Origin of the sequence: Burkholderia mycopellens (assembly GCF_964265025.1) — a bacterium.
Classification (GTDB): Bacteria; Pseudomonadota; Gammaproteobacteria; order Burkholderiales; family Burkholderiaceae; genus Burkholderia.
Window position 1 is genome coordinate 3,380,229 of the sequence record NZ_OZ183803.1, and the last position, 21,112, is coordinate 3,401,340.

Annotated in this window: 22 protein-coding genes; 12 read left to right on the forward strand and 10 right to left on the reverse strand. The window is 65.2% G+C overall.

Going from position 1 to position 21,112, the window contains the following annotated elements:
- Window positions 1-10: 10 nt before the first annotated feature.
- The 3 genes from ACPTTC_RS33510 to ACPTTC_RS33520 all read left to right on the forward strand — a co-directional run bounded on the left by ACPTTC_RS33510 (window position 11) and on the right by ACPTTC_RS33520 (window position 3,401).
- On the forward strand, window positions 11-1,753 hold the full coding sequence (locus ACPTTC_RS33510; RefSeq protein WP_423395617.1) for a DUF2326 domain-containing protein: 1,743 nt from the start codon (window positions 11-13) through the stop codon (window positions 1,751-1,753).
- A 674-nt stretch (window positions 1,754-2,427) separates the two neighbouring features.
- Complete coding sequence (locus ACPTTC_RS33515; RefSeq protein ID WP_175965327.1) at window positions 2,428-3,042, forward strand: LysE family translocator; 615 nt, start codon at window positions 2,428-2,430, stop codon at window positions 3,040-3,042.
- A gap of 110 nt (window positions 3,043-3,152) precedes the next feature.
- The gene (locus ACPTTC_RS33520) at window positions 3,153-3,401 is read left to right on the forward strand and encodes a hypothetical protein (RefSeq protein WP_175965326.1); all 249 of its coding nucleotides are present in this window, start codon (window positions 3,153-3,155) and stop codon (window positions 3,399-3,401) included.
- A gap of 60 nt (window positions 3,402-3,461) precedes the next feature.
- Here ACPTTC_RS33520 and ACPTTC_RS33525 read toward each other — a convergent pair whose 3' ends face one another.
- The 7 genes from ACPTTC_RS33525 to pobA all read right to left on the reverse strand — a co-directional run bounded on the left by ACPTTC_RS33525 (window position 3,462) and on the right by pobA (window position 10,411).
- The gene (locus ACPTTC_RS33525) at window positions 3,462-4,820 is read right to left on the reverse strand and encodes an MFS transporter (protein ID WP_423395618.1); all 1,359 of its coding nucleotides are present in this window, start codon (window positions 4,818-4,820) and stop codon (window positions 3,462-3,464) included.
- Window positions 4,821-5,011: 191 nt separating this feature from the next.
- Window positions 5,012-5,398, reverse strand: a complete 387-nt coding sequence (pcaC, locus tag ACPTTC_RS33530) for a 4-carboxymuconolactone decarboxylase (protein ID WP_034206288.1) — start codon at window positions 5,396-5,398, stop codon at window positions 5,012-5,014.
- Window positions 5,399-5,408: 10 nt separating this feature from the next.
- Window positions 5,409-6,194 carry a 3-oxoadipate enol-lactonase gene (pcaD, locus tag ACPTTC_RS33535; RefSeq protein WP_423395619.1) on the reverse strand — a complete coding sequence of 262 codons (786 nt, stop codon included), beginning with the start codon at window positions 6,192-6,194 and terminating at the stop codon, window positions 5,409-5,411.
- Window positions 6,194-7,567 (reverse strand): 3-carboxy-cis,cis-muconate cycloisomerase, encoded by a 1,374-nt coding sequence (locus ACPTTC_RS33540; RefSeq protein WP_423395620.1) that lies wholly within the window; start codon window positions 7,565-7,567, stop codon window positions 6,194-6,196. Before ACPTTC_RS33540 ends, pcaD begins: the two co-directional genes overlap by 1 nt.
- A gap of 88 nt (window positions 7,568-7,655) precedes the next feature.
- Complete coding sequence (locus ACPTTC_RS33545; RefSeq protein ID WP_423395621.1) at window positions 7,656-8,312, reverse strand: CoA transferase subunit B; 657 nt, start codon at window positions 8,310-8,312, stop codon at window positions 7,656-7,658.
- 11 nt (window positions 8,313-8,323) lie between these two features.
- Window positions 8,324-9,037 (reverse strand): 3-oxoacid CoA-transferase subunit A, encoded by a 714-nt coding sequence (locus ACPTTC_RS33550; RefSeq protein ID WP_085038225.1) that lies wholly within the window; start codon window positions 9,035-9,037, stop codon window positions 8,324-8,326.
- A gap of 141 nt (window positions 9,038-9,178) precedes the next feature.
- Window positions 9,179-10,411, reverse strand: coding sequence for a 4-hydroxybenzoate 3-monooxygenase (gene pobA / locus ACPTTC_RS33555; RefSeq protein WP_423395622.1), 1,233 nt, complete (start codon window positions 10,409-10,411; stop codon window positions 9,179-9,181).
- 116 nt (window positions 10,412-10,527) lie between these two features.
- On the opposite strand from pobA, the gene ACPTTC_RS33560 reads away from it, so the two are divergent.
- From ACPTTC_RS33560 to ACPTTC_RS33570, 3 genes are all read left to right on the forward strand, one after another.
- Entirely contained in the window at window positions 10,528-11,454 is a 927-nt protein-coding gene (locus ACPTTC_RS33560; RefSeq protein WP_069250399.1) for a LysR family transcriptional regulator, read from the forward strand.
- An 89-nt stretch (window positions 11,455-11,543) separates the two neighbouring features.
- Entirely contained in the window at window positions 11,544-12,176 is a 633-nt protein-coding gene (folE, locus tag ACPTTC_RS33565) for a GTP cyclohydrolase I FolE (protein ID WP_175965319.1), read from the forward strand.
- A complete protein-coding gene (locus ACPTTC_RS33570; RefSeq protein WP_226200280.1) occupies window positions 12,176-12,979 on the forward strand; it encodes an SDR family oxidoreductase in 804 nt (267 codons plus the stop codon). The genes folE and ACPTTC_RS33570 overlap by 1 nt, the downstream gene beginning before the upstream one ends.
- Window positions 12,980-13,023: 44 nt before the next feature.
- Here the strand turns inward: ACPTTC_RS33570 and epsC are convergent, their stop codons facing one another.
- The gene (gene epsC / locus ACPTTC_RS33575) at window positions 13,024-13,944 is read right to left on the reverse strand and encodes a serine O-acetyltransferase EpsC (RefSeq protein ID WP_175965317.1); all 921 of its coding nucleotides are present in this window, start codon (window positions 13,942-13,944) and stop codon (window positions 13,024-13,026) included.
- 137 nt (window positions 13,945-14,081) lie between these two features.
- Window positions 14,082-14,315, reverse strand: a complete 234-nt coding sequence (locus ACPTTC_RS33580; RefSeq protein WP_175965316.1) for a hypothetical protein — start codon at window positions 14,313-14,315, stop codon at window positions 14,082-14,084.
- Window positions 14,316-14,592: 277 nt separating this feature from the next.
- Between ACPTTC_RS33580 and ACPTTC_RS33585 the strand changes: the two genes are divergently transcribed.
- From ACPTTC_RS33585 to fnr, 3 genes are all read left to right on the forward strand, one after another.
- Window positions 14,593-15,003 (forward strand): DUF3005 domain-containing protein, encoded by a 411-nt coding sequence (locus ACPTTC_RS33585; RefSeq protein ID WP_175965315.1) that lies wholly within the window; start codon window positions 14,593-14,595, stop codon window positions 15,001-15,003.
- 591 nt (window positions 15,004-15,594) lie between these two features.
- Window positions 15,595-16,062 (forward strand): universal stress protein, encoded by a 468-nt coding sequence (locus tag ACPTTC_RS33590; protein WP_175956991.1) that lies wholly within the window; start codon window positions 15,595-15,597, stop codon window positions 16,060-16,062.
- 103 nt (window positions 16,063-16,165) lie between these two features.
- Entirely contained in the window at window positions 16,166-16,912 is a 747-nt protein-coding gene (gene fnr / locus ACPTTC_RS33595; RefSeq protein ID WP_175956992.1) for a fumarate/nitrate reduction transcriptional regulator Fnr, read from the forward strand.
- 53 nt (window positions 16,913-16,965) lie between these two features.
- On the opposite strand, the gene ACPTTC_RS33600 is transcribed toward fnr, so the two are convergent.
- Complete coding sequence (locus ACPTTC_RS33600) at window positions 16,966-17,859, reverse strand: LysR family transcriptional regulator ArgP (protein WP_175956994.1); 894 nt, start codon at window positions 17,857-17,859, stop codon at window positions 16,966-16,968.
- A 110-nt stretch (window positions 17,860-17,969) separates the two neighbouring features.
- On the opposite strand from ACPTTC_RS33600, the gene ACPTTC_RS33605 reads away from it, so the two are divergent.
- The 3 genes from ACPTTC_RS33605 (at window position 17,970) to ACPTTC_RS33615 (ending at window position 20,925) form a co-directional block, all read left to right on the forward strand.
- Window positions 17,970-18,590, forward strand: a complete 621-nt coding sequence (locus tag ACPTTC_RS33605) for a LysE/ArgO family amino acid transporter (RefSeq protein WP_423395623.1) — start codon at window positions 17,970-17,972, stop codon at window positions 18,588-18,590.
- A 377-nt stretch (window positions 18,591-18,967) separates the two neighbouring features.
- Window positions 18,968-19,915, forward strand: a complete 948-nt coding sequence (locus tag ACPTTC_RS33610) for an aldo/keto reductase (protein WP_423395624.1) — start codon at window positions 18,968-18,970, stop codon at window positions 19,913-19,915.
- A 221-nt stretch (window positions 19,916-20,136) separates the two neighbouring features.
- The gene (locus ACPTTC_RS33615) at window positions 20,137-20,925 is read left to right on the forward strand and encodes a hypothetical protein (RefSeq protein WP_423395625.1); all 789 of its coding nucleotides are present in this window, start codon (window positions 20,137-20,139) and stop codon (window positions 20,923-20,925) included.
- Window positions 20,926-21,112 lie beyond the last annotated feature (187 nt).

A 21,112-nucleotide genomic window follows, 5' to 3' on the forward strand; every position in this document is an offset into this window, starting at 1 on the left:
AGGATTGAACTTGATCATCGGTCGATACTCCAAGCCCCGCATCTTCGACGGTCCGGCCGGAATAAACGGCATCGGTAAGTCGTCGGTCGTTCGCTTACTGGACTATCTGCTTCTGTCCGATCAGCAACGAAAGCGATTCACTGGTCAAAAAAGATACGAGTTCCTTGCAGAATTAGATCATTCTGCTGTCTTGGAACTCCGCGCAGGTGATCACGAAGTTGTTATTCGTCGTACATTCGGGAAATTCGCAGGAGTTGTCGGTCTTGCCATTGACGGTCAACCCGAAGTTCAACTCGATGAAAAGGAGGCGCGAAGCGTCCTCGGCCCATTGCTTTTTCCTCCATCAGTCGGAATGGCCGGAATGGACGGGAGGATGCGGTCCTTGCTTCCTTTCTACATCAAAGATGATCTGCAGGCACATGATCGAGTAGATCCGGTTAAGTTTCTCGCTCATGCCGGTGCGAACGAGCGAACTATGACCGTACTTACCTTGTATCTTGTGGGCTTACCAAACGAAGCACTGTTCCGATTGGAGGAACAACGGACTCTGCACACCGATACCGCCAAACTCGAACAATCGTTGCGCAAGCGTGTCGAGACCGAGACCGGGAAGTCGCTGGCGGCCTTGAGATCCGAAATGGCACGCGCTGATAAGCGCGCTGACGATCTCGGCAACGCGTTGAGCGCATTCAATCTCTTCGAAAATTTCAAGCAGGTATCGGAAACCTTAAGCCAGCTTGAGGGGCAAGCCTCTCAGCAAAGAAAGGCCATCGAGCAGTCCAATAGACAACTGGCCAAGATTCGACGGTTTGTCGAAATCACGCCAGAAATCGACCGCAACGATGTGACGTATCAGTATCGGCAAATTTCTGACGCCCTGGGCAGCGCCGTCCGGAAGACACTAGATGAAGTCTTCGCGTTCCGCGAATCACTCACCCACCAGCGTCTACGTTTCCACGAAAAACGTATCGGAGAACTTGAAACGCTTCACGCTGATGCAATCGAGGCGCTAGCAAACATCGAACAGAAACGTTCGGCTTTGATGCAGCTTGTGAACACAACGCAATTTGAAGAGTCGGTGCAGGATGCTGTGCAGCGGGTGATTGTCGAACGAGGAGCCTGGCAGCGAGAACGCCTTATGCTCGACCAACTCGATCAGTACGGGACGCAGTTATCGACGCTGGCGCTCAGGATGCAGGAGTACGAGTACGCCGCAATCGTGTCACTTAAGGACGCAGCCGAGGATGTGCAAGCGCTTCGCGAACGATTCCTTGAAATTGTTCAGGAGGCGATCGTAACGTCATCCGCCGAGCTTGAAGACGCGTTCCTTGATATCAGATTCCAAACAGGAGCCGCAGCGAGAAAATTGCCAGTCAAAATCTCCGCTTCACTTCCACGCGCGGATGCCTTAGGACAAACACGCCTGCGGCTGGTTGCGTATGATTTCACAATGTTTCTGCACCAGATAGAAAGCAGGTTGTCCCGACCGCGCTTTCTTGTCCACGATGGTGCTTTTCATTCGATCGCCCGTCGCACCGTGGTAAAGGCATTGAACTTTATGTACAACAAGGGCCAAGCTGCTTTGGCTAAAGGTGTTCCGTTCCAATACATCGCTACATTCAATGAAGACGAACTCACCCTCAATCATGACGAATTGCAACGCGATGGATCGTATGATTTCGATATTGGAGATGTAACAATTGTTAGGGTAGGGGATACCCCAGAAGAGATGTTTTTCAAGCGGCGATTCTAAGAGATGGAGTCATAGACACCACCAAGTGCGCAGCTAGACCGAGCCGGCGAGCAGGGACCTCTCTCCCTCGGGCGACGCGCACACCTCGAAGCATCGATTCGCGCGGACGCGGCCTGTCGCTTCACTCGGGCGCGTATCGAGCGGGCGTATCTGATTCAACAGTACTGCCCCCTAGCCGAACAGTACCGTTCCCATTCCAGTTCCTGCGGCATGCCGACAGTCGATTAGCGTTTCTACCCAGTCATGCGGTGCGCTTCGACGGGGAGTTTCCTGCCCCAAAATTTCCTCCCGACTGCACGGGCACCTACAGTGAAGGCAGCCCCGCGGCCTTGGACAGACGCCGGGGCGAAACTGCTGCGCTCAAATGAGAGATCAACGGCACGATGCTATCGATCGAAAATTGTGCAAAAGCTGTCTGATTGCAAAGATTGATCCCGCATCCGCTCAGGCGGACATATATTGATCTGACATCCGCCGATATGTCGTCTTTTATTCAAAGACAACTTATTGAGACTGCGGACATCTTTTCTGAGAGACAACAAGAACACTCGCAACACAAGCCCACCCACCTCGCCCCGTACCGGCAATCGTCAATCAAACTGTACCGGTACTGTACAGAAAACCGTCGCTAAACTGACCTCCATCCCAGTCCAGAACCGAACGGAGAATCCGCGATGGAATTCCTCACCCTGAGCGCGTTGCCAGCCGGCATGCTGTTCGCGCTCGTCACGTCGATCACGCCCGGCCCGAACAACACGATGCTGCTCGCATCCGGCGTCAACTTCGGTTTCCGCCGCACCATGCCGCACCTGTTCGGCATCAGCACCGGCGTCGCGATCCTGATGCTCTGCGTCGGCTTCGGCCTAGGCGAAGCGTTCAAGCGCATGCCGCTGCTGTACACGATCCTCGAAGCCGCGAGCGTCGCGTACCTGCTGTACCTCGCGTGGCGCATCGGCACGTCGGGCGAAGTGAAGGCGCACGGCGGCAAGCCGCGGCCGATGACGTTCATCGAGGCCGCTGCGTTCCAGTGGATCAATCCGAAGGCATGGATGATGGTGCTGACCGCCGCGACGACGATCCGCCTGTCCGCCGACTACGGAATGAACGCCGCATGGATGGCCGTCGTGTTCATCCTGATCGGCTTCCCGTGCATCAGCCTGTGGGCCGCTTTCGGGCTCGGCCTGCGCCGCTTCCTGTCGAACCCCCGCGCGCTGCGCATCTTCAACGTGACGATGGCCGTGCTGCTGATCCTGTCGCTGTATCCGCTGGTCGCACACCTGCTGGCGTAGTGGGCGCTCGTCGTGCGCCCGTTGAGATTCGCCCGATGCAGGCGTACCCTTTTGTGACGGGCGCGCGCAACCGTTTCGCTGGTTGCGCCGCCGCTGCCGGGAGAGTGCCGATGAAGCCACTGCTGAGGGCGGGCGAACACATCGAGGGGATGCACTGGATCGCCGAATATCATCCGCTCACGCACGAGATTCGCGTGCTGCGCGAAAACATCGAGATCGGCATCTACTGCGCGCCCCCGACGATGTTCGGCGAAGAGGAAGACATGGGCGCCGCGAACCTCGCCGATCATCGCGGCCGGGAGGCCGCGCTGCGCGCGTATCTGCGCAACTTCGTGAAGGAACACGACGCGGAAGAATAGCCGGCGGCCCGATGGCCGCCACATCCGCGGGCCGGCGCATCGCACCGGCCCGCGCTTCGCTCAATGCCCGAGCGACTCGATCTTGCCTGCCGGCTGCGTCACGCCATGCGGCCGTGCCATCTGCTTGATCAGCAGCGCGACACACGCGAGCAGGCCCGCGACGGCGATCGTCGCGAACACGCCCGCGAACGAGACATGCCGGCGCGTCAGTTCGGCGACGAGGAACGATCCTGCGATCCCGCCGAAGCGGCCGACGCCGAGCATCCACGCGACACCCGTGCCGCGCCCTTCGGTCGGATAGAACGCGGCGGCGAGCGCCGGCATCGACGATTGCGCGGTATTCATCAGCACGCCGGCCACGAACACAACCAGCACGAGCAGCCCGACGTTACCGGCCGCCTGCCCGATCGCATAGACGCTCACCGCCGTCAGCGCGTAGCACACGGCGATCACGCGGTTCGCGTTGAAGCGGTCCATCAGCACGCCGCACAGCACCGCACCCACGCCGCCAAGCGGGAACAACGCGGAGATCAGCGTCGCGCTCTTCGGCGTCAGGCCTGCATCCTTCAGCAGGATCGGCATCCAGTTGATCGACGCGTAGAAGATCACGAGCCCCATGAAGTACGCGAGCCACAGCATCACCGAGCCGACGATGTACGAGCGCGACAGCACGACGCCGAGGCCCTTGCTGCCCGTCTGCGGCGCGGCTTCGGTCATCGCGAACGAGCCGGCGTTCAGCGCATCGCGCGAAATGCGCGCGAGCGTCGCGCGGATCTTGTCGACAGCGTGATTGTTGGCGACCATGAAGCGCACCGATTCCGGCATCTTCAACAGCAACAGCACACCGAGCAGCAACGGCGTCACGCCGCCGAGGATCAGCACGCTGCGCCAGCCGAAATGCGGAATCATCCAGGCAGCCAGGAAACCGCCGAACGCGGCGCCGAGCGGGAAGCCGCAGAACATCAGGTTGATCACGGTTGCGCGGCGCTTGTCCGGGCAGAACTCGCCCATCATCGTGACCGCGTTCGGCATCGCCGCGCCCAGCCCGACGCCGGTGATGAAACGAAGGATCGTCAGGTGCCCGATCGTTGTCGAGAACGCGGACGTCAGGCATGCGACGCCGAACAGGAATACCGAACCGAGCAGCAGCGAGCGGCGCCCGAGTTTGTCGGACAGCGGGCCCGACACGAGCGCACCGCACGCGAGGCCGAACAGCGCGGCGCTCAGCACCGGTGCAAGATCCGGTTTCGTGAGGTTCCATTCACCGAGCAGCGACGGCGCGATGAAGCCGATCGCAGCCGTATCGAAGCCGTCGAGCAGCACGATCACGAAACACATGAGGAATACGAGCCATTGAAAACCGCCGAACGGCTGCTCGTTGATGAAGGTCTGGACATCGACCACGGGTGTGCGATTCATCGCTAGTCTCCTTGTCGGCCGGCGTTGTTACGCCAGTCCCATGCAACACCGATATAGATGCAAGAAGCGCGGCCTCCCAGCCGCGCCATTCTTCTGTTCACGCGCCGATGCGCTGCCGGCGCGATCATTCAATGTCGACGGCCCGCCAACCGTCAGCGGGCCTCGAATCAGGATCGGTCTACGCCCGGCGCTTAACCAGCCGCATCCTGTTCCTTGAAGATCTTGTCCGCGAGATGGAACGCGGAGTTCGCGGCCGGTACGCCGCAGTAGATCGCGGTCTGCAGCAGCACTTCCTTGATCTCGTCGCGCGTCACGCCGTTGTTGCGCGCGGCGCGCAGGTGCAGCGCGAGTTCCTCGCCGCGATTCAGCGCCACCATCATCGCGATGGTCAGCAGGCTGCGCGTATGGCGCGGCAGGCCGTCGCGCGTCCAGATCTCGCCCCATGCATAGCGCGTGATCAGGTTCTGGAATTCGTCGGTCACCTCGGTGCGGTTCTCGAGCGAACGGTCGACGTGCGCGTCGCCGAGCACCGCGCGACGCACCTTCATCCCTGCTTCGTAACGTTCCTGGTCGTCCATCGCCGGTGCCTCACGCGGTCAGGAAATCGAGCAGCGCGCGGTTGAAGCCGTCGGTGCACTCGATGTTCGAAATATGCGCGGCGTCGAATTCGACGTGCTGCGCACCCGGAATCGCGGCTGCAAGCGCGCGGCCCTGGTCGGGCGGCGTCGACATGTCCTTCGCGCCGGTCACGACGAGCACCGGCAATGCGATGCCTTTCACTTCCTCGCGCAGGTCGGCTGCGTTCAGCGCGTCGCAGTTCGCCGCATAGCCGTCCTTGTCGGTATGCACGAAGGTGTCGCGGATCGCATCGAACAAACGCGGCTCGCGTTCGACGAATGCGTCCGTGAACCAGCGCGGCAGCACCGCGTCGGCGAGCGCCGCCATTCCTTCGGCACGCGCCTTCTGCGCACGCGGCGCCCACACTTCCGGCGATCCGATCTTCGCGGCGGTATTCGACAGCACGGCGCGAACGATGCGCGACGGGAAACGCGCAGCCAGCGCAGCCCCCGTCAGCCCGCCCATCGAGATCCCGCAGAAATGCGCGCGGGCGATGCCGACGTGGTCGAGCAGGCCGATCACGTCGCCGGCAAGCTGGTCGATCGTGTACGAACCGGCCGGCGCATCGGAATGGCCGTGGCCGCGCGTGTCGTAGCGCAGGATGTTGAAGTGCTGCGTGAGCGGGCGGATCTGCGGCGCCCACATCTGCAGGTCGGCGCCGAGCGAGTTCGAGAAGACGAGCCACGGCGCGTCGTCGCGCGCGGCACGGTCGATCCGGTAATGCAGTTTCACGCCGTTGACAGTGGCGAAGGGCATCAATGTTCTCCTGGTGATTGCGCGCCCGCGTGCAGCGCGAGCACGGCGTCGACGTAGGCCTGCGCCTCGCCGACGTAATGAGCGGGATCGAGCAGCCGCGCGAGCGCGTCGCGCGACAGGTGGGCCGACACGGTCGCATCGGCGGCGAGCACGTCGAACAGCGTCGCGCCCGTGCGTACGGCTTCCTTCGACGCATGTTCGACGACGTGATGCGCGTCGAGCCGGCCGATCTTGTCGCCGAGCGCGAGCATCACCGCTTCGCCGAGAATCAGCCCGCGCGTCAGGTCGAGGTTCGCGGCCAGGCGTTCGGTGTTCACGTCGAGGCCCGCGACGATCTGCGCGATCTGCGCGAGCGCGCCGCCGGTCAGGCGCGCGAGGTCGGGCAATGCATCCCATTCGGCCTGCCAGCCGCCGAGTGCGCGCTCGTGCTCCTGGACCATGCCCGCGAACACCGTCGCGACGAGGTTCGGTGCGCGCACGGCAGCCGTCAGCACGGCTGCGCAGCCGACCGGGTTGCGCTTGTGCGGCATCGTCGACGAGCCGCCCTTGCCGGCGGCGGCCGGCTCGCCAAGCTCGCCGACTTCAGTCTGCATCTGCAGCGACACGTCGCGCGCGATCTTGCCGAGCGTACCGGTCAGCATCCCGAAGCAGGATGCGGCTTCCGCGATGCGATCGCGCTGCGTATGCCACGGCACGGCCGGCACGGCAAGCTTCAGGTCGGCCGCCAGCGCCGCCGTGACGCCTCGCGCGTGCTCGCGCAGGCTCGCGAGCGTGCCCGCCGCGCCGCCGAACTGCAGCACCAGCACGCGCTCGCGCAATTCGGCAAAGCGCGTGCGATGGCGCAGCAGCGCATCGAGCCATTGCGCGAATTTCAGGCCGAGCGTGATCGGCAGCGCCTGCTGCAGCCACGTGCGGCCGATCATCGGCGTCGCGCGATGCGTGCGCGCGAGCGTCGCGAGCGATGCGCACGCTTCGTCGAGCATCGGCTCGAGCACGTCGAGCGTGTCGAGCAACTGCAGCACGGTGGCGGTATCGATGATGTCCTGGCTCGTCGCGCCCCAGTGCACGAACTTCGCGGCCTCCGGGTCGTCGGCCTTCACCTGCGCGGTGAGCTGCTTGACGAGCGGAATCGCGAGATTGCCGCCAAGCGCCGCGCCGTGCGCGAGCGCGTCGGCGTCGAGCCGGCCGGCATCGCACGCGCGTTCGATCGGCGCGACCGCGGCGGCGGGAATCACCTGCTGCGCGGCAAGCGCACGCGCGAGCGCGGCCTCGACGTCGAGCATCCGCTGGATCGTTGCGCGAGGCGACCAGATCCGGTTGAGCGGCTCGGTGCCGCAGATGAGGGAGGTCAGGCTGGCGCTGTCTTCGAGCATGGCATCAGATTGGGGAAACGGCGTGCGCCTATTGTCCACCCAAGCGTGCCGGCATGCGCGCAGGCGCACACGCCGGCACGCCTGCGGTTCAGGCAGCGGCCTTTTGCGTCGCGTCGATCAGCGGCACGCCGGTCAGCTTCTGCAGTTCGTCGAACGACAGGTCGGTGAAGATCTCGCTCACGGCAAGACCATCGGCCGTCACGTCGAGCACGGCGAGATCCGTATAGATGCGGCTTACGCACTGCACGCCGGTGACCGGATACGAGCACTGCGCGACGATCTTGCTCTCGCCCTGCTTCGTCAGGTGCTCCATCATCACGAACACCTGCTTCGCGCCGATCGCGAGATCCATTGCGCCGCCGACCGCCGGAATCGCATCGGGCGCACCCGTATGCCAGTTCGCGAGGTCGCCGGTCGCGGATACCTGGAACGCGCCAAGCACGCAGTAGTCGAGATGACCGCCGCGCATCATCGCGAACGAATCCGCGTGGTGGAAATACGCGCCGCCGGTGAGCAGCGTCACGTGCTGCTTGCCGGCGTTGATCAGTTCGTCGTCCTCTTCGCCGGGCGCGGGCGCGGGGCCCATGCCGAGCAGGCCGTTCTCGCTGTGCAGGAAGATTTCCTTGGATCGATCGAGGTGGTTCGCCACCAGCGTCGGCACGCCGATGCCGAGGTTCACGTACGCGCCTTCGGGGATGTCCTGGGCGACGCGCTGGGCCATTTCATCGCGGGTCAGTCGTTTCATTTCGGGTCTCCTCAGGCGGCTTGCGATGCGTGTTCGGCGGCCAGCTCGGCCGCGTGCGCGGCCTGCGGCACTTCGACGACGCGCTGGACGAAAATGCCCGGCGTCACGATGTGTTCCGGGTTCAGCGCACCGAGCGGCACGACTTCCGACACTTGCACGATCGCGACCTTCGCGGCGCTGGCCATGATCGGCCCGAAATTGCGCGCGGTCTTGCGATACACGAGATTGCCCCAGCGATCGCCCTTGTACGCCTTCACGAGCGCGAAATCGGCGTGGATCGGCGTCTCGAACACATACGGCTTGCCGTCGATCACGCGCGTTTCCTTGCCTTCCGCGAGCTTGGTGCCGTAGCCGGTCGGCGTGAAGAAGCCGCCGATACCGGCGCCCGCCGCACGGATGCGCTCCGCGAGGTTGCCCTGCGGCACGAGTTCCAGCTCGATCTCGCCGGCGCGGTACAGCCCGTCGAACACCTGCGAGTCGCTCTGGCGCGGGAACGAACAGATGATCTTGCGCACCTGCTTCGCCTTCAGCAGCGCCGCCAGGCCCGTCTCGCCGTTGCCCGCGTTGTTGTTGACGATCGTCAGGTCGCGCGCGCCCTGTTCGATCAGCGCGTCGATCAGCTCGGACGGCATGCCTGCCGTGCCGAAGCCGCCGATCATGATTGTCGCGCCGTCGTGGATGTCGGCCACCGCCGACTGAAGCGATTCGAAAATCTTGTTGACCATGTCTCTTCCTGATACGAACCCGCGGCTCGATGCGCGGCCTGTCGAGGGGACACGCGCGTGCCGCGTGCCGCGCCGGGGCCGATATCGATCCCGGTTTTGTTCGCTATTCGAACCTAGATTCGATTAGCGAACGATGGCCGATCATAGAGTCGCGCACAGCGCGTTGTCAAGGCGGGTTGCCTCGGGGGGCGTCGCGTCGTCGAACGGCAGTCCGACGTAGTTTTCGGCGAGCGCCTGCGCGGCGGCCCGCGAGCGCGTCACGTATTTCAGCTCGGCAAACTTCAGGCGATTGACGAACGGCGAATCCTCCGGCGACGAATGCAGCATGTTCGTCATGAAGTACGAGAAGTGCTCGGCGCGCCACACGCGTTCGAGGCAGGTCGCCGAATACCGGTCGAGCGGCGTCGCGTCGCCCGTCCGGTAGCGCGCACCGAGCGCGCGGGACAGCGCGCGGACGTCGGCCACCGCCAGGTTCATCCCCTTCGCGCCGGTCGGCGGCACGATGTGCGCGGCGTCGCCGGCGAGGAACAGGCGTCCGTGCTGCATCGTCTCGGACACGAAGCTGCGCATCGGCGTCACGCTTTTCTGCGTGATCCGGCCCTCGGTCGGGGTCCAGCCGGTGTCGTTCGAGAAGCGCGTGTGCAGTTCGTCCCAGATTCGCGCGTCGGACCATTCGGTGAGATCTTCGTCAGGCTTGCACTGCAGGTACAGGCGCGTGACCGTCGGCGAGCGCATCGAGAACAGCGCGAAACCGTTGTCGTGATGCGCGTAGACGAGCTCGTCGAGCGACGGCGCCGCGTCGGCGAGGATGCCGAGCCACGCGAACGGGTAGACGCGCTCGAACGTGTTCAGCCGCTCGGCCGGAATCGTCTGGCGCGCGATGCCGTGGAAGCCGTCGCAGCCGGCGATGTAGTCGCAGTCGATGCGGTCTTCGCGGCCGTCGGCATGCTTGAACGTGACGAACGGGTGTTCGCCTTCGACGTCGTGCAACGCGACGTCGCTCACTTCGAAGTGCATCGCGTGGCCATGCTCGACGCCGGCCGCGATCAGGTCGCGCACCACTTCGTGCTGGCTGTACACGGTGATCGCCCGCCCGCCGGTCAGTTCGGACAGGTCGATGCGATGGCGCTGCCCGGAGAACAGCAGTTCGATGCCGTGGTGTTCTAGCCCTTCGCGGCGCATCCGGTCGCCGAGGCCGGCTTCGTTCAGCGTATCGACCGTGCCCTGCTCCAGCACGCCGGCGCGGATGCGGTTCTCGCAGTATTCGCGTGAACGCGCTTCGACGAGGATCGAATCGACGCCTTGCAGGCGCAGCAGATGGGAAAGCAGAAGGCCGGACGGACCGGCGCCGATGATGGCGACCTGGGTGCGCATTGTTCGTCTCCAGAACATTAATTCGAATGGTGGAACACATTTGAGCGCTTTCCCGACTATGCGGCAACGCGATTCAGGAGATATGTTGTATACGTTTTGAAGATACTGGCCTCGCGATGGATGCGCTCGATCTGAACCTCATTCCCTACCTCGTCGCGCTCGACGACACGCGCAACGTGAGCCGAGCGGGCGACCTGCTCGGCGTCAGCCAGCCGCGCGTGAGCACGGCGCTCGGCCGCCTGCGCGAGTACTTCGGCGATCCACTGTTCGTGCGCACGTCGCGCGGGATGGAGCCGACGCCGCGCGCGCTCGCGCTGCTGCCGGCCGCCCGCGACGCGCTCGCGCAGATCGAGCGCGGCCTCGTCGCGCCGCACGACTTCGATCCGGCCGCGAGCACGCATACGTTCTCGATCGCGCTGTCGGACGTCGGCGAGATCGTGTTCCTGCCGAAGCTGCTGCAGGCGTTCGCGACACGCGCGCCGCACGCGAACCTGCGTTCGGTCTCGCTCGCGCACGACGAAGTCGGGCGCGGCCTCGAAGCCGGGTCGATCGATCTCGCAGTGGGCTACTTCCCGGATCTCGACGGCAACAACTTCTTCCAGCAGCGGTTGTTCACGCACCGGTTCGTCTGCCTGATGCGGCGCGGCCATCCGTTCGAGCAGGCGCCGCCGTTCACGGTCGAGCAGTTCCTCACGTGCGGACATGCGGTCGTACGCGCCGAAGGCCGCAGCCAGGAGGTGCTCGAGAAATATCTCGCGAAGCAGCGCATGCAGCGCCGCGCGGTGCTCGAGACGCCGCACTTCATGAGCCTGCCGTTCATCCTGAGCCGCACCGACCTGATCGCGACGGTCCCGCATGCGATCGGCTACGCGTATGCGGCCGAGCATGCGTTCATCGTGCCCGTCGAGCCACCGCTCGCCCTGCCGCGCTTCGACCTGAAGCAGCACTGGCATCGCAAGTACCACAACGATCCGCGTACCGCGTGGCTGCGCGGCGTGGTCGCGTCGCTGTTCAACGACGAGCAGGACGAATGGCCGAAGTGAGCGCCAGGCCTCGCGCACGCCCCGCGAAAGCATGAAACAATGCCCGGATTCCGCGCCGCCCCGGCGGCGGCATTCGATGGAGCAGATAGATGGGTAAAAAGAAGTCCGCACCGGCCGAAACGGCCGCATCCCGCCCGAGCCGTGAAGAAGCAGAAGCCGCGGTTCGCGTGCTGTTGCGCTGGGCCGGTGACGATCCCGCGCGCGAAGGCCTGATCGACACGCCCGCCCGTGTCGTGCGCGCCTATGAGCAGTTCTTCGCCGGCTATGCGCTGGAGCCGCGCGACATCCTCGCGCGCACGTTCAGCGAAGTCGACGGCTACGACGAAATGATCGTGCTGAAGGACATCCGCTTCGAGAGCTACTGCGAGCACCACATGGTGCCGATCATCGGCCGCGCGCACGTCGCGTATCTGCCGAATCATCGCGTGGTCGGCATCTCGAAGCTTGCACGCCTCGTCGACGCGTTCGCGAAGCGCCTGCAGATCCAGGAAAAGATGACCGTGCAGATCGCCGACACGCTGTTCGACGTGCTGCAGCCGAAGGGCGTCGGCGTGATCCTCGAAGCCGCGCACCAGTGCATTTCGACGCGCGGCGTGCACAAGCCGGGCGTCGAGATGGTCACGTCGCGCATGCTCGGCACGTTCCGCACCGATCCGTCGACGCGGCGCGAATTCCTGTCGATCGTCGCCAATCCTTCTTCAGTCAACCTGACGAATACGTAATGGAGCAGACGAAGCAAACGGCGCACGCGCCCGTCGTGCTCGTGACCGGCGCCGCGCGCCGGGCCGGGCGCGCGTTCGCCGAGTATTTCGCCGCGCACGGCTATCGCACCGCGGTGCATTACGACCGTTCGGCCGATGCCGCCCAGGCAGCGGCCCGTGCGATCGCCGAGGGCGGGCACGATTCGGTAGCGCTGCAGGCCGACCTGTCGGATGCCGCCCGGATCACCGCACTGATCGACCAGGTGTATGCGCGCTTCGGGCGCCTCGACGTGCTCGTCAACAACGCATCGGTGTTCTGGCAGGACCATTTCCCGAGCTTCGACCTCGCGGCGTTCGACCAGGCGTGGGCGGTCAACTGCCGCGCGCCGATCCTGCTCACGCGCGCGTTCTACGAACGGGCCCGCGCGGCCGGCACGCAGGGTGTCGTCGTGAATGTGGTCGACCAGAAGATCAAGGAAAACTTTCACCGCGACCATTTCAGCTATACGGTCGCGAAGGCCGCGCTCGGCAACCTCACGCAGATGCTCGCGCTGTCGTCCGCGCCGGTGCTGCGCGTGAACGCGGTATTCCCCGGGCTGATGCTGCCGAGCGACGACCAGACGCAGGCCGACTTCGAACACGCGAGCCGCGCATCGACGCCGCTCGCACGCATCGCCGGCCCCGACGACGTCGCGAGCGCGATCCTGATGCTGACGGGCAACGCGTACAACGGGGTGGATTTCGTCGTCGATGCGGGGCAGAACCTGATCCGCGTCGACCAGGATGTGCTGTACAAGCACCGCGCGCCCGACGGCAAGCACTGACCGACGCGCGCGGCGGCCGGCCGCCGACGGCCGCGCGCCCCGCGTTACGGCTTCTCGCCGCTCCCGCCTTCGCGAACCTTGCCCTGCGCGACACTCGTGCCGGGCGGCACGCTGTGCGTGAGCCACACGTTACCGCCGATCACCGAGCCGCGCCCGATCGTCACGCGACCGAGAATCGTCGCGCCCGCGTAGATCACCACGTCGTCCTCGACGATCGGGTGCCGCGCATTGCCCTTGACCAATGCCCCTTCGCCATCGGCCGGGAAGCTCTTCGCGCCCAGCGTGACGGCCTGGTACACGCGCACGCGCTCGCCGATAATCGCCGTCTCGCCGATCACGACGCCCGTACCGTGGTCGATGAAGAAACTCGGGCCGATCTGCGCGCCCGGGTGGATGTCGATGCCGGTGGCCGAGTGGGCGATTTCATTGATGAACCGCGCCAGCAGCGGCACGCCAAGCTGGTGCAGCGCGTGCGCGAGCCGGTGATGCATCATCGCCAGCACGCCGGGGTAGCACAGCAGGATCTCGGTGATGTGCTGCGCGGCCGGATCGCCGGCATACGCGGCCTGGATATCGCTGACGAGCAGCGCGCGGACCGCCGGCAACTGCCGGCCGAATTCGCGCGCGATCTCGAACGCGCGTTCGTCGAGCTCGGCGAACGGCGTATCGGCATGCTCGGGCAGGAACGGCAGCGCACGGCGGATCTGTTCGGACAGAATGCGCAGCGTGCTTTCGAGCGTGTGGCCGACGTAGAAGTCGACGCTTTCGTCGGTCAGATCCGGTGCGCCGTAGTGCGTCGGAAACATCGACGCGCGCAGGCCGGTCACAATCTTGCAGATCGCATCGCGCGACGGCAGTTCGCGGATGCCGCGCGGATGGCGCGTGCGATGGAGTTCCTCGCGCGACTCGCGCAAGCCGGCCACGATTTCTTCAAGGCCCCACTGACGGGCGGGTGATGTCGACATATGCCAATGCAGGCGGCCGCGCTCGGTCGCACGGCCGCTAATAAAGTGACGGGTTCCGCAAGATTACCGCGTTTTTTGTCCGGGAGCGGCACGCCGGCAATCGGCCGGACGGCCGATTGCGCCGAATCGCGGCGGCGTCAGATCGTGACGCTGCTCGCGTCGATCCAACGCACGGCCCAATCGCGCGCGTGCGCGATTGCGTCGCCTTCGTCGTTGAACTGGAGCTCGATCGGAAAAAAGCGGTTCGCAACGAGTTCCCCGTCGCTCGATCGGGAGATCACGACGTAGGGTTTGAACGAACCGTCGCTGGCGCGCGCGGGCGCGCAATTCAACAGATAACCGCGGTGCGTGAAGGCAGTAGTCGCTTGCATGAATCCGCCACCTCTAGTCCCTTGCCTTGTTGTTCACTACCCGTCTTAAGGGTGCTGCGGCGCCCCGGCGCGGGCAGAGGCGGCGCGGCCGAATCCCCTGTCGCCGCTTCGCAGGAAAAGAATCATACTCTGTAGAAAACGCGTCTTCTAGCTGAAATAAATCACGACAAATCAGTGCGCGTCGCGCGACCGCGGCGATCGCCCGCGCGCCTTTTCCCGTCACGCCCGGAACGGGATTTGCTTCGATCCGGAACGCTTCGCCGCGAGGAGAGCCGCGATGGAATCATCCGGTCAAACCGAACGTTCGCATCCCCGCAGCATCGAGCTCGACAACGACGACACGCACGACAGCACGGTCGACACCGACGGCAAGAACCGCGAGGCGGCACGCCTCGCCGGCGGCGGGCCGATTTCGCCCGACCAGATCACGCGCAGCAACGCGTCGCTCGTCAATGCGATGCCGGAAGCTGGCGACGGCTTCGCCGGTTTCGACAGCCGCCCCGGCGGCAATCATCCGGCGTTCGCGCTGCGTGCCGGCTACATGGTGATCGAGAAAGGCTTCGACGCGCCGCCGCCCATGAGCGACGCGCTGTTCGGCCCCGTCCACCGGATGTACGGCAGCGCGTACTGGCCCGGCCACCAGCGGCGGCCGGAGCGCGTTTTCGAGCTGACGGCCGTGCCGAGATAGCCGGCGCGGCGTTTGAATCGATCGTTCGTTTGCGAACCGGTATCGGCCGACAGCCGATGGCTGGGGATCGACGTACGCCATTGCTGCGCGCCGACCACGTGCCAGTCACTGCGCGATGCAAAAGCGAACGATTCCGCGCGGCGACACTGGCGGTGTCATGCATGCCGTGAATCGCATCGACGCACTTGCATTGATCGAGGTCATGTCGAATCGCTGTGATTGCGATTGAATGGCGATGCAGCCGGGGCCTCCGCGTGACCGTCGTGTCGCGTCGTGTCGATGCGATCGGCGTGCGCGGCGATGCGTGTGCGTATGCGTGTGCGTTTGCCACACGCGACATCGATGCGCACGCAGGCCATCCCGCCGACGATGCAGACGACAGCGCCCCCTACGACACGCGGCGCGCGGCGCATCATGCGCCACGTGCATGTCAGTACGCCGCAGAAACGGAAGCGGCGCTGTCGCACGGCACGATCGGCGCCGCACTGCAAAGTCCCGGCCATTGGTTTACTCTGCCTCGCAGCATTGCGCATTGCCCAGCCCGATCGGCCATCCGGCCGACTACGTTTCAACCCGCCACTCGGAGACACTATGTACAAGCGTATTCTGGTTGCCGTCGACGGCAGCGACACGTCCCGCCACGCGTTCGATGCCGCGTTGGCGCTCGCGAAATCGCACGGCGCCGAGCTGCAACCGTTCTACGTCGTCGAGAACGCCGCGATCTACTACAACGTACCCGGCTACGATCCGTCCGTGCTGCGCGACCAGCTCGTCGAGCAGGGCAACGCACTCGCGAAGGATTTCACTGCGCTGATGCAGGCAGCGGGCGTGAAGGGCGAGACGAAGCTGAGCGAAGCGACGTCACTCAACGACGTGTCGTCGCTGATCCTCGACGGCGCAAAAGCGTTCGATGCCGATCTGCTCGTGCTCGGCACGCACGGCCGCCGCGGGTTCCGCCGTCTCGTGCTCGGCAGCATCGCCGAGCAATGCGTGCGCCACGCGAGCCTGCCCGTGCTGCTGATTCCGGCGGCCGCCAACGTCGACACACCGGCCGCATGAGCCGCATCCGGCACGCGCGGCCGGTCGCGACGTTTTGTCACCCGACAGCGGCAAGTTGCGGTGGGACAATGATTCAGTCGATTCAACGCCGGAGTAAACGATCATGCTGACGCCCGTCGCCACACGTCCCGCCGCCACGCCTCATGCCGGCAGCTGGGCTCCTCGCCAGGCCGCGCACTGCTCGTCGTGCGCAATGCGGCACCTGTGCATGCCGCAGGGCCTGGCGCCCGAAGCGCTCAGTCGTCTCGAGTCGGTCATCTGCGCGGCACGCCCCGTCAAGCGCGGCGAAGCGCTGTTCCGTGAAGGCGACGCATTCGACAACCTGTACGCGGTACGCTCGGGTTCGCTGAAAACCGTCGCGACGCGCCACGACGGCCGCGAGCAGGTCACCGGGCTGCATCTCGCCGGCGAAGCGCTCGGCCTCGACGGCATCTGCGACGACACGCATCCGCGCACGGCGGTCGCGCTGGAAGACAGCTCCGTCTGCGTAATTCCGTACAGCGCGCTCAAGGCACTGTGCTCCGAAGCCGGTTCGATGCAGTTGCGCATGCACAAGCTGATGAGCGAACAGATCGTGCGCGAAACGTCGCAAACGATGCTGCTCGGTTCGCTGAATGCCGAAGAGCGCGTCGCCGCGTTCCTGCTCGACGTGTCGTCACGCTACCTGAAGCGCGGTTACTCGCCGTCGGAATTCAACCTGCGGATGACGCGCGAAGACATCGGCAGCTACCTCGGCATGACGCTCGAAACGGTCAGCCGCACGCTGTCGAAATTCCAGAAGCGCGGCCTGATCGAAATGCAGGGCCGCCACGTCCAGATCGTCGATTTCGACGGTTTGCATCACGTCTGATGTGATGCCGCACGGCGCGCACCTCGCGCGCGCCGCCTGCGTCACGCGATCGATCAATCGAGAAACAGCGCGGCGCGCGCCTTCAGCGCCGCGCTGAAATCGTCGAGCCAGCCGATCGACAAACGCCAGCTCTGCCAGTAAAGGTCGATGTCGATCGTTCGCCCGCGCGACATGTCGACCAGCTCACCCGCCGCCAGCTGGCGGTCGACCATCCGGTCCGGGCACATCCCCCATCCCAATCCCGTTTCGCATGCACGCAGGTAGCCTGCGACGTGCGGTATCCAGTGCTGCGGCGGATCGAGATCCGCGCGCGTCACGCGCCGGATGAAACGCGCCTGCAGCCCGTCCTTCGGATTGAACATCACGCACGGCGCACGGCGCAGCGCATCGCGCGTGATGCCCGCGCCGAAGTAGCGTTCGTAAAACGCCGGCGCGCACACCGCGCGATAGCGGATGCGCCCGAGCCGCTCCGACCGGCACCCCTGGATCGGCTCGGCCTGCGCGGTCACGGCGCCCTGCACGCTGCCGTCGCGAATGCGCGAGGCCGTGTAATCCTGGTCGTCGATCACGAGGTCGAGCAACGTCTCGCGTTCCGTGCAGAACGGCCCGACCGCGTCGATGAACCACGTCGCGACGCTGTCGTCGTTGACGGCCACGCGCAACGTCGGCCACGCGCTCGCGATCTGGCCCGGCAGCGCCGGCATCCTGCCACCCAGCTCGGCCTCGAGCAGCTGCACGCGTTCGGTATGCCGGCACAGCAATGCACCCGACGTCGTCGCGACGCACGGCTGCCCGCGCTTGACGAGCACGCTGCCGACCCGCTCCTCCAGCAGTTTCACGCGCTGCGACACGGCCGACGGCGTGACGTTCAGCTCCTTGGCCGCCCGCTCGAACGAACCGTGCCGGATCACGGCCGCGAGGGCATCGAGCAACGCGTAGTCGAGCATTAGATTTCCTTAATCTGCATTAGGTGATTTAGCTTCTCTTATTTTCATGCTGACCGCAGACTAGCGCTACCCGATTCATCCGTCTACTGCTTCCACTGCTGTCACCCAACATGAACTGGCTCGCTTTTTCCCACGGCGCCGCACTCTGCGGATCGCTCATCGTCACCATCGGCGCGCAGAACGCCTTCGTGCTGCGGCAAGGCATCATGCGCTCGCACGTCGGCAAGATCGTGTTGCTGTGCGCGCTGTCCGACATGATCCTGATCGGCGCGGGCGTCGGCGGCGCATCCGCGCTCGTCGAACGCTATCCGACCTTCGTCCACGCGGTGCTGTACGTCGGCCTCGCGTATCTCGCGTGGTTCGGCATCAACGCGCTGCGCCGCGCGTTCAAGCCGGGCCACGAAACGCTCGACGTGCGCGGCGACGCAATCGCGCCGCCGCCGCAGAGCGGCCTCGCGATCGTGCTGATGACGCTCGCGTTCACGTGGCTCAACCCGCATGTGTATCTCGACACCTTCCTGCTGATCGGCACGGCCGGCGCACGCGAGCCGGAAGGCGCGCGGCTCGCGTTCGCGATCGGCGCGATGTCGGTCAGCATCGTGTGGTTCCTCGGGCTCGGCTACGGGGCGCGACTGCTGGCGCCGTGGTTCCGCAAGGCGATGGCGTGGCGCGTGCTGGACGGCGCGATCGGCAGCATGGTGCTGTTTCTCGCCGCCGTGCAGTTGCGCTGACCGGCTCGCCCATACACGGGCGGTTGCCTGCCGCCCGTCGTCCCGCCCGTTCCGGCGCAACACCGGCGCATCCACCTTCCCGCCCACTTCCGCCCACACGCCGTTCCGTGCCCCGTCGCGCCAGCCTCGACAAAAATCGGTTCCCGATCGAACGCAGCCGCGCGAAGCGCTCACGCAACGGACGAGGCGTCCGTCATCTGCGTCAAGCCGTCCGCCATCGCGACCGCGCGCCGCCTGCACGAATCGCAGCGATCGGCGAGAATGTCCGGCGTCCCGCGACATCGGCGTGACCGCACCATGTACCCGTCGTCTCGCCGCGCTCGTCCCGGCCCATCCCGCAGTTCAATTCCGTCACTCAGCAGATATCGGAGCAGAACATGGCACTACGCACTCTCGGCACGTCGAACATCCAGGTTTCGCCGCTCGCGTTCGGCGGCAACGTCTTCGGCTGGACCGTCGACGAGCACACGTCGTTTGCGTTGCTCGACGCGCTCGCCGACACCGGCATCAACTTCATCGACACGGCCGACGTCTATTCGGCCTGGGCCCCCGGCAACAGCGGCGGCGAATCGGAAACGATCATCGGCAAGTGGCTCAAGCGTTCCGGCAAGCGCGAGCAGGTCGTGATCTCGACCAAGGTCGGCCTGCTGGCCGCGCGCGCGGGGCTGACCCGGGACAACATCCTGAAAGCCGCCGACGATTCGCTGCGCCGTCTGCAGACCGACTACATCGACCTGTATTTCTCGCACAGCGATCTCGCCGATACGGCCCCGCTCGAAGAGACGCTCGGCGCCTATCAAACGCTGATCGACGCGGGCAAGGTGCGAATCATCGGCGCATCGAACTACAGCGGCGCACGCCTGCGCGAAGCGGCCGACATCAGCACGCGCGACGGCCTGCCCGCGTACCAGGTCATCCAGCCCGAATACAACCTGTTCGATCGTGCCGACTACGAACGCGATCTCGAACCGGTCGTGCGCGACCTGAAGCTCGGTGTCGTCAATTACTACGCGCTCGCAAGCGGCTTCCTGTCGGGCAAGTACCGCAGCGAGGCCGACCTGAAGAAGAGCGTGCGCGGCGATCGCGTCGCCGGGTATCTCAATGAACGCGGGCTGCGCATCCTCGCGGCGCTCGATGCGGTGGCGGCGAAGCACGGCACGCAGCCGGCCGCGATCGCGCTCGCATGGCAGATCGCGCGGCCGACTATCACCGCGCCGATCGCGAGCGCGACGTCGCTGGCGCAGCTGGCATCGCTCGGCGAAGCGATCCGCGTCACGCTCGATCAGGACGACATTCGGCAGATCGACGAAGCCAGCGCGGCCTGAAGTCGTCGGTAGCGGGTCGGTCGACCGGATCGCGCAGTCTGCGCGGTTCCGCGACCGGCCCGTGTCATGAGCATTCCCGTGTCGCCGCATTCGCGGATGCAGGCGATCCGGGACTGGCGGATGAATACAATGGCGTGCATCCCGGCGAGCGGCCGCGCAACGCGACGCGGCCGGGTCGATACCCGTGATGCCCGAACCAACGCCACGCACAAAGACCGCCCATGCCCCGCCACACCCGTCGCGCCCGCTACGTCTCCCCGTTCGCCGCCATGCTCGCCGTGCTGTGCGCGTGCGCGCCGGCCACGTCTTGCGCAGGCTGGTACGAAGTCGTCAACTACACCGGCACGATCGGCAATGCGCCCGTCCACGTATCGCTGCAGACCTACGACGCCATCGACCGCAACGACGCGGGCCGCTGGCGCGTCGACGGCAGCTACTACTACGACGCGCATCGCAAGCCGATCCCGTTGCGGGGCCGCCGCGAGCCCGATGGGCGCATGACACTGTGCGAAGCATCGCCGCCCGCATCGAGTGCCGAATCGCCAGTCGTGCCCGCCGCATCGCCATCGCGGCCGAAGCCCTGCCCGATCGCGCTGAACGTCGCCGGTCAAACGGCAACCGGCACCTGGGACGACGGTCGCAAGGCATTCCCGATCACGCTGCACGAAGTCGGGAGACTGAACGACAACGATCAGGACCACCTCCAGCTCGACGGCACCGTCGATATCCCGATGTGGTATCGCACGAAGACGCACATGCTGGTCGGCGTCTATGCGCTGTCGGACCAGTGCGGCATTGCGATGCAGTCGCTGCGCGCCGTGAACATCGCGACGGGCCGCATCGACCGCACGATCCCGCTCGACTGCGACGCGGGCATGGTGATGACGTCGATCTATGCGAACGTCGCCGACGCGCGGCGGGCCGGCTACGTCAGCGTCGAATTCCGCGGCGGCAAGATGGGTTACGAGCAGGACGTGTCGCTCGGTCTGCAATCGACTGCATCGAAGTAAGCCGGCATGACCTAACCCGAAATCGCACACGTGTCTTGACTCACGCGGCCGCTTCCTTTGACTCGGCCGGACATCGATCGCGCCTGCCCCCGCAACACCCCGCTGCAAGCGCGTCACAGGCCTGTCCCGGGTCTTTCACCGATTGACCGCGCCATTCGACCTGCCCGAGACTGCGCCGCTCGAGCGG

Bases quoted from the DNA above. Each gene is read 5' to 3' on its own strand.
- ACPTTC_RS33600 (WP_175956994.1), bottom strand. From the start codon at position 17,859: ATGCTCGACTACGCGTTGCTCGATGCCCTCGCGGCCGTGATCCGGCAC.
- ACPTTC_RS33580 (WP_175965316.1), bottom strand. From the start codon at position 14,315: ATGCAAGCGACTACTGCCTTCACGCACCGCGGTTATCTGTTGAATTGC.
- epsC (WP_175965317.1), bottom strand. From the start codon at position 13,944: ATGTCGACATCACCCGCCCGTCAGTGGGGCCTTGAAGAAATCGTGGCC.
- fnr (WP_175956992.1), top strand. From the start codon at position 16,166: ATGCTGACGCCCGTCGCCACACGTCCCGCCGCCACGCCTCATGCCGGC.
- ACPTTC_RS33610 (WP_423395624.1), top strand. From the start codon at position 18,968: ATGGCACTACGCACTCTCGGCACGTCGAACATCCAGGTTTCGCCGCTC.
- ACPTTC_RS33525 (WP_423395618.1), bottom strand. From the start codon at position 4,820: ATGAATCGCACACCCGTGGTCGATGTCCAGACCTTCATCAACGAGCAG.
- ACPTTC_RS33570 (WP_226200280.1), top strand. From the start codon at position 12,176: ATGGAGCAGACGAAGCAAACGGCGCACGCGCCCGTCGTGCTCGTGACC.
- ACPTTC_RS33515 (WP_175965327.1), top strand. From the start codon at position 2,428: ATGGAATTCCTCACCCTGAGCGCGTTGCCAGCCGGCATGCTGTTCGCG.
- pcaC (WP_034206288.1), bottom strand. From the start codon at position 5,398: ATGGACGACCAGGAACGTTACGAAGCAGGGATGAAGGTGCGTCGCGCG.
- folE (WP_175965319.1), top strand. From the start codon at position 11,544: ATGGGTAAAAAGAAGTCCGCACCGGCCGAAACGGCCGCATCCCGCCCG.
- ACPTTC_RS33550 (WP_085038225.1), bottom strand. From the start codon at position 9,037: ATGGTCAACAAGATTTTCGAATCGCTTCAGTCGGCGGTGGCCGACATC.
- pobA (WP_423395622.1), bottom strand. From the start codon at position 10,411: ATGCGCACCCAGGTCGCCATCATCGGCGCCGGTCCGTCCGGCCTTCTG.
- ACPTTC_RS33545 (WP_423395621.1), bottom strand. From the start codon at position 8,312: ATGAAACGACTGACCCGCGATGAAATGGCCCAGCGCGTCGCCCAGGAC.
- ACPTTC_RS33615 (WP_423395625.1), top strand. From the start codon at position 20,137: ATGCCCCGCCACACCCGTCGCGCCCGCTACGTCTCCCCGTTCGCCGCC.
- ACPTTC_RS33540 (WP_423395620.1), bottom strand. From the start codon at position 7,567: ATGCTCGAAGACAGCGCCAGCCTGACCTCCCTCATCTGCGGCACCGAG.
- ACPTTC_RS33560 (WP_069250399.1), top strand. From the start codon at position 10,528: ATGGATGCGCTCGATCTGAACCTCATTCCCTACCTCGTCGCGCTCGAC.
- ACPTTC_RS33520 (WP_175965326.1), top strand. From the start codon at position 3,153: ATGAAGCCACTGCTGAGGGCGGGCGAACACATCGAGGGGATGCACTGG.
- ACPTTC_RS33590 (WP_175956991.1), top strand. From the start codon at position 15,595: ATGTACAAGCGTATTCTGGTTGCCGTCGACGGCAGCGACACGTCCCGC.
- ACPTTC_RS33605 (WP_423395623.1), top strand. From the start codon at position 17,970: ATGAACTGGCTCGCTTTTTCCCACGGCGCCGCACTCTGCGGATCGCTC.
- pcaD (WP_423395619.1), bottom strand. From the start codon at position 6,194: ATGCCCTTCGCCACTGTCAACGGCGTGAAACTGCATTACCGGATCGAC.
- ACPTTC_RS33585 (WP_175965315.1), top strand. From the start codon at position 14,593: ATGGAATCATCCGGTCAAACCGAACGTTCGCATCCCCGCAGCATCGAG.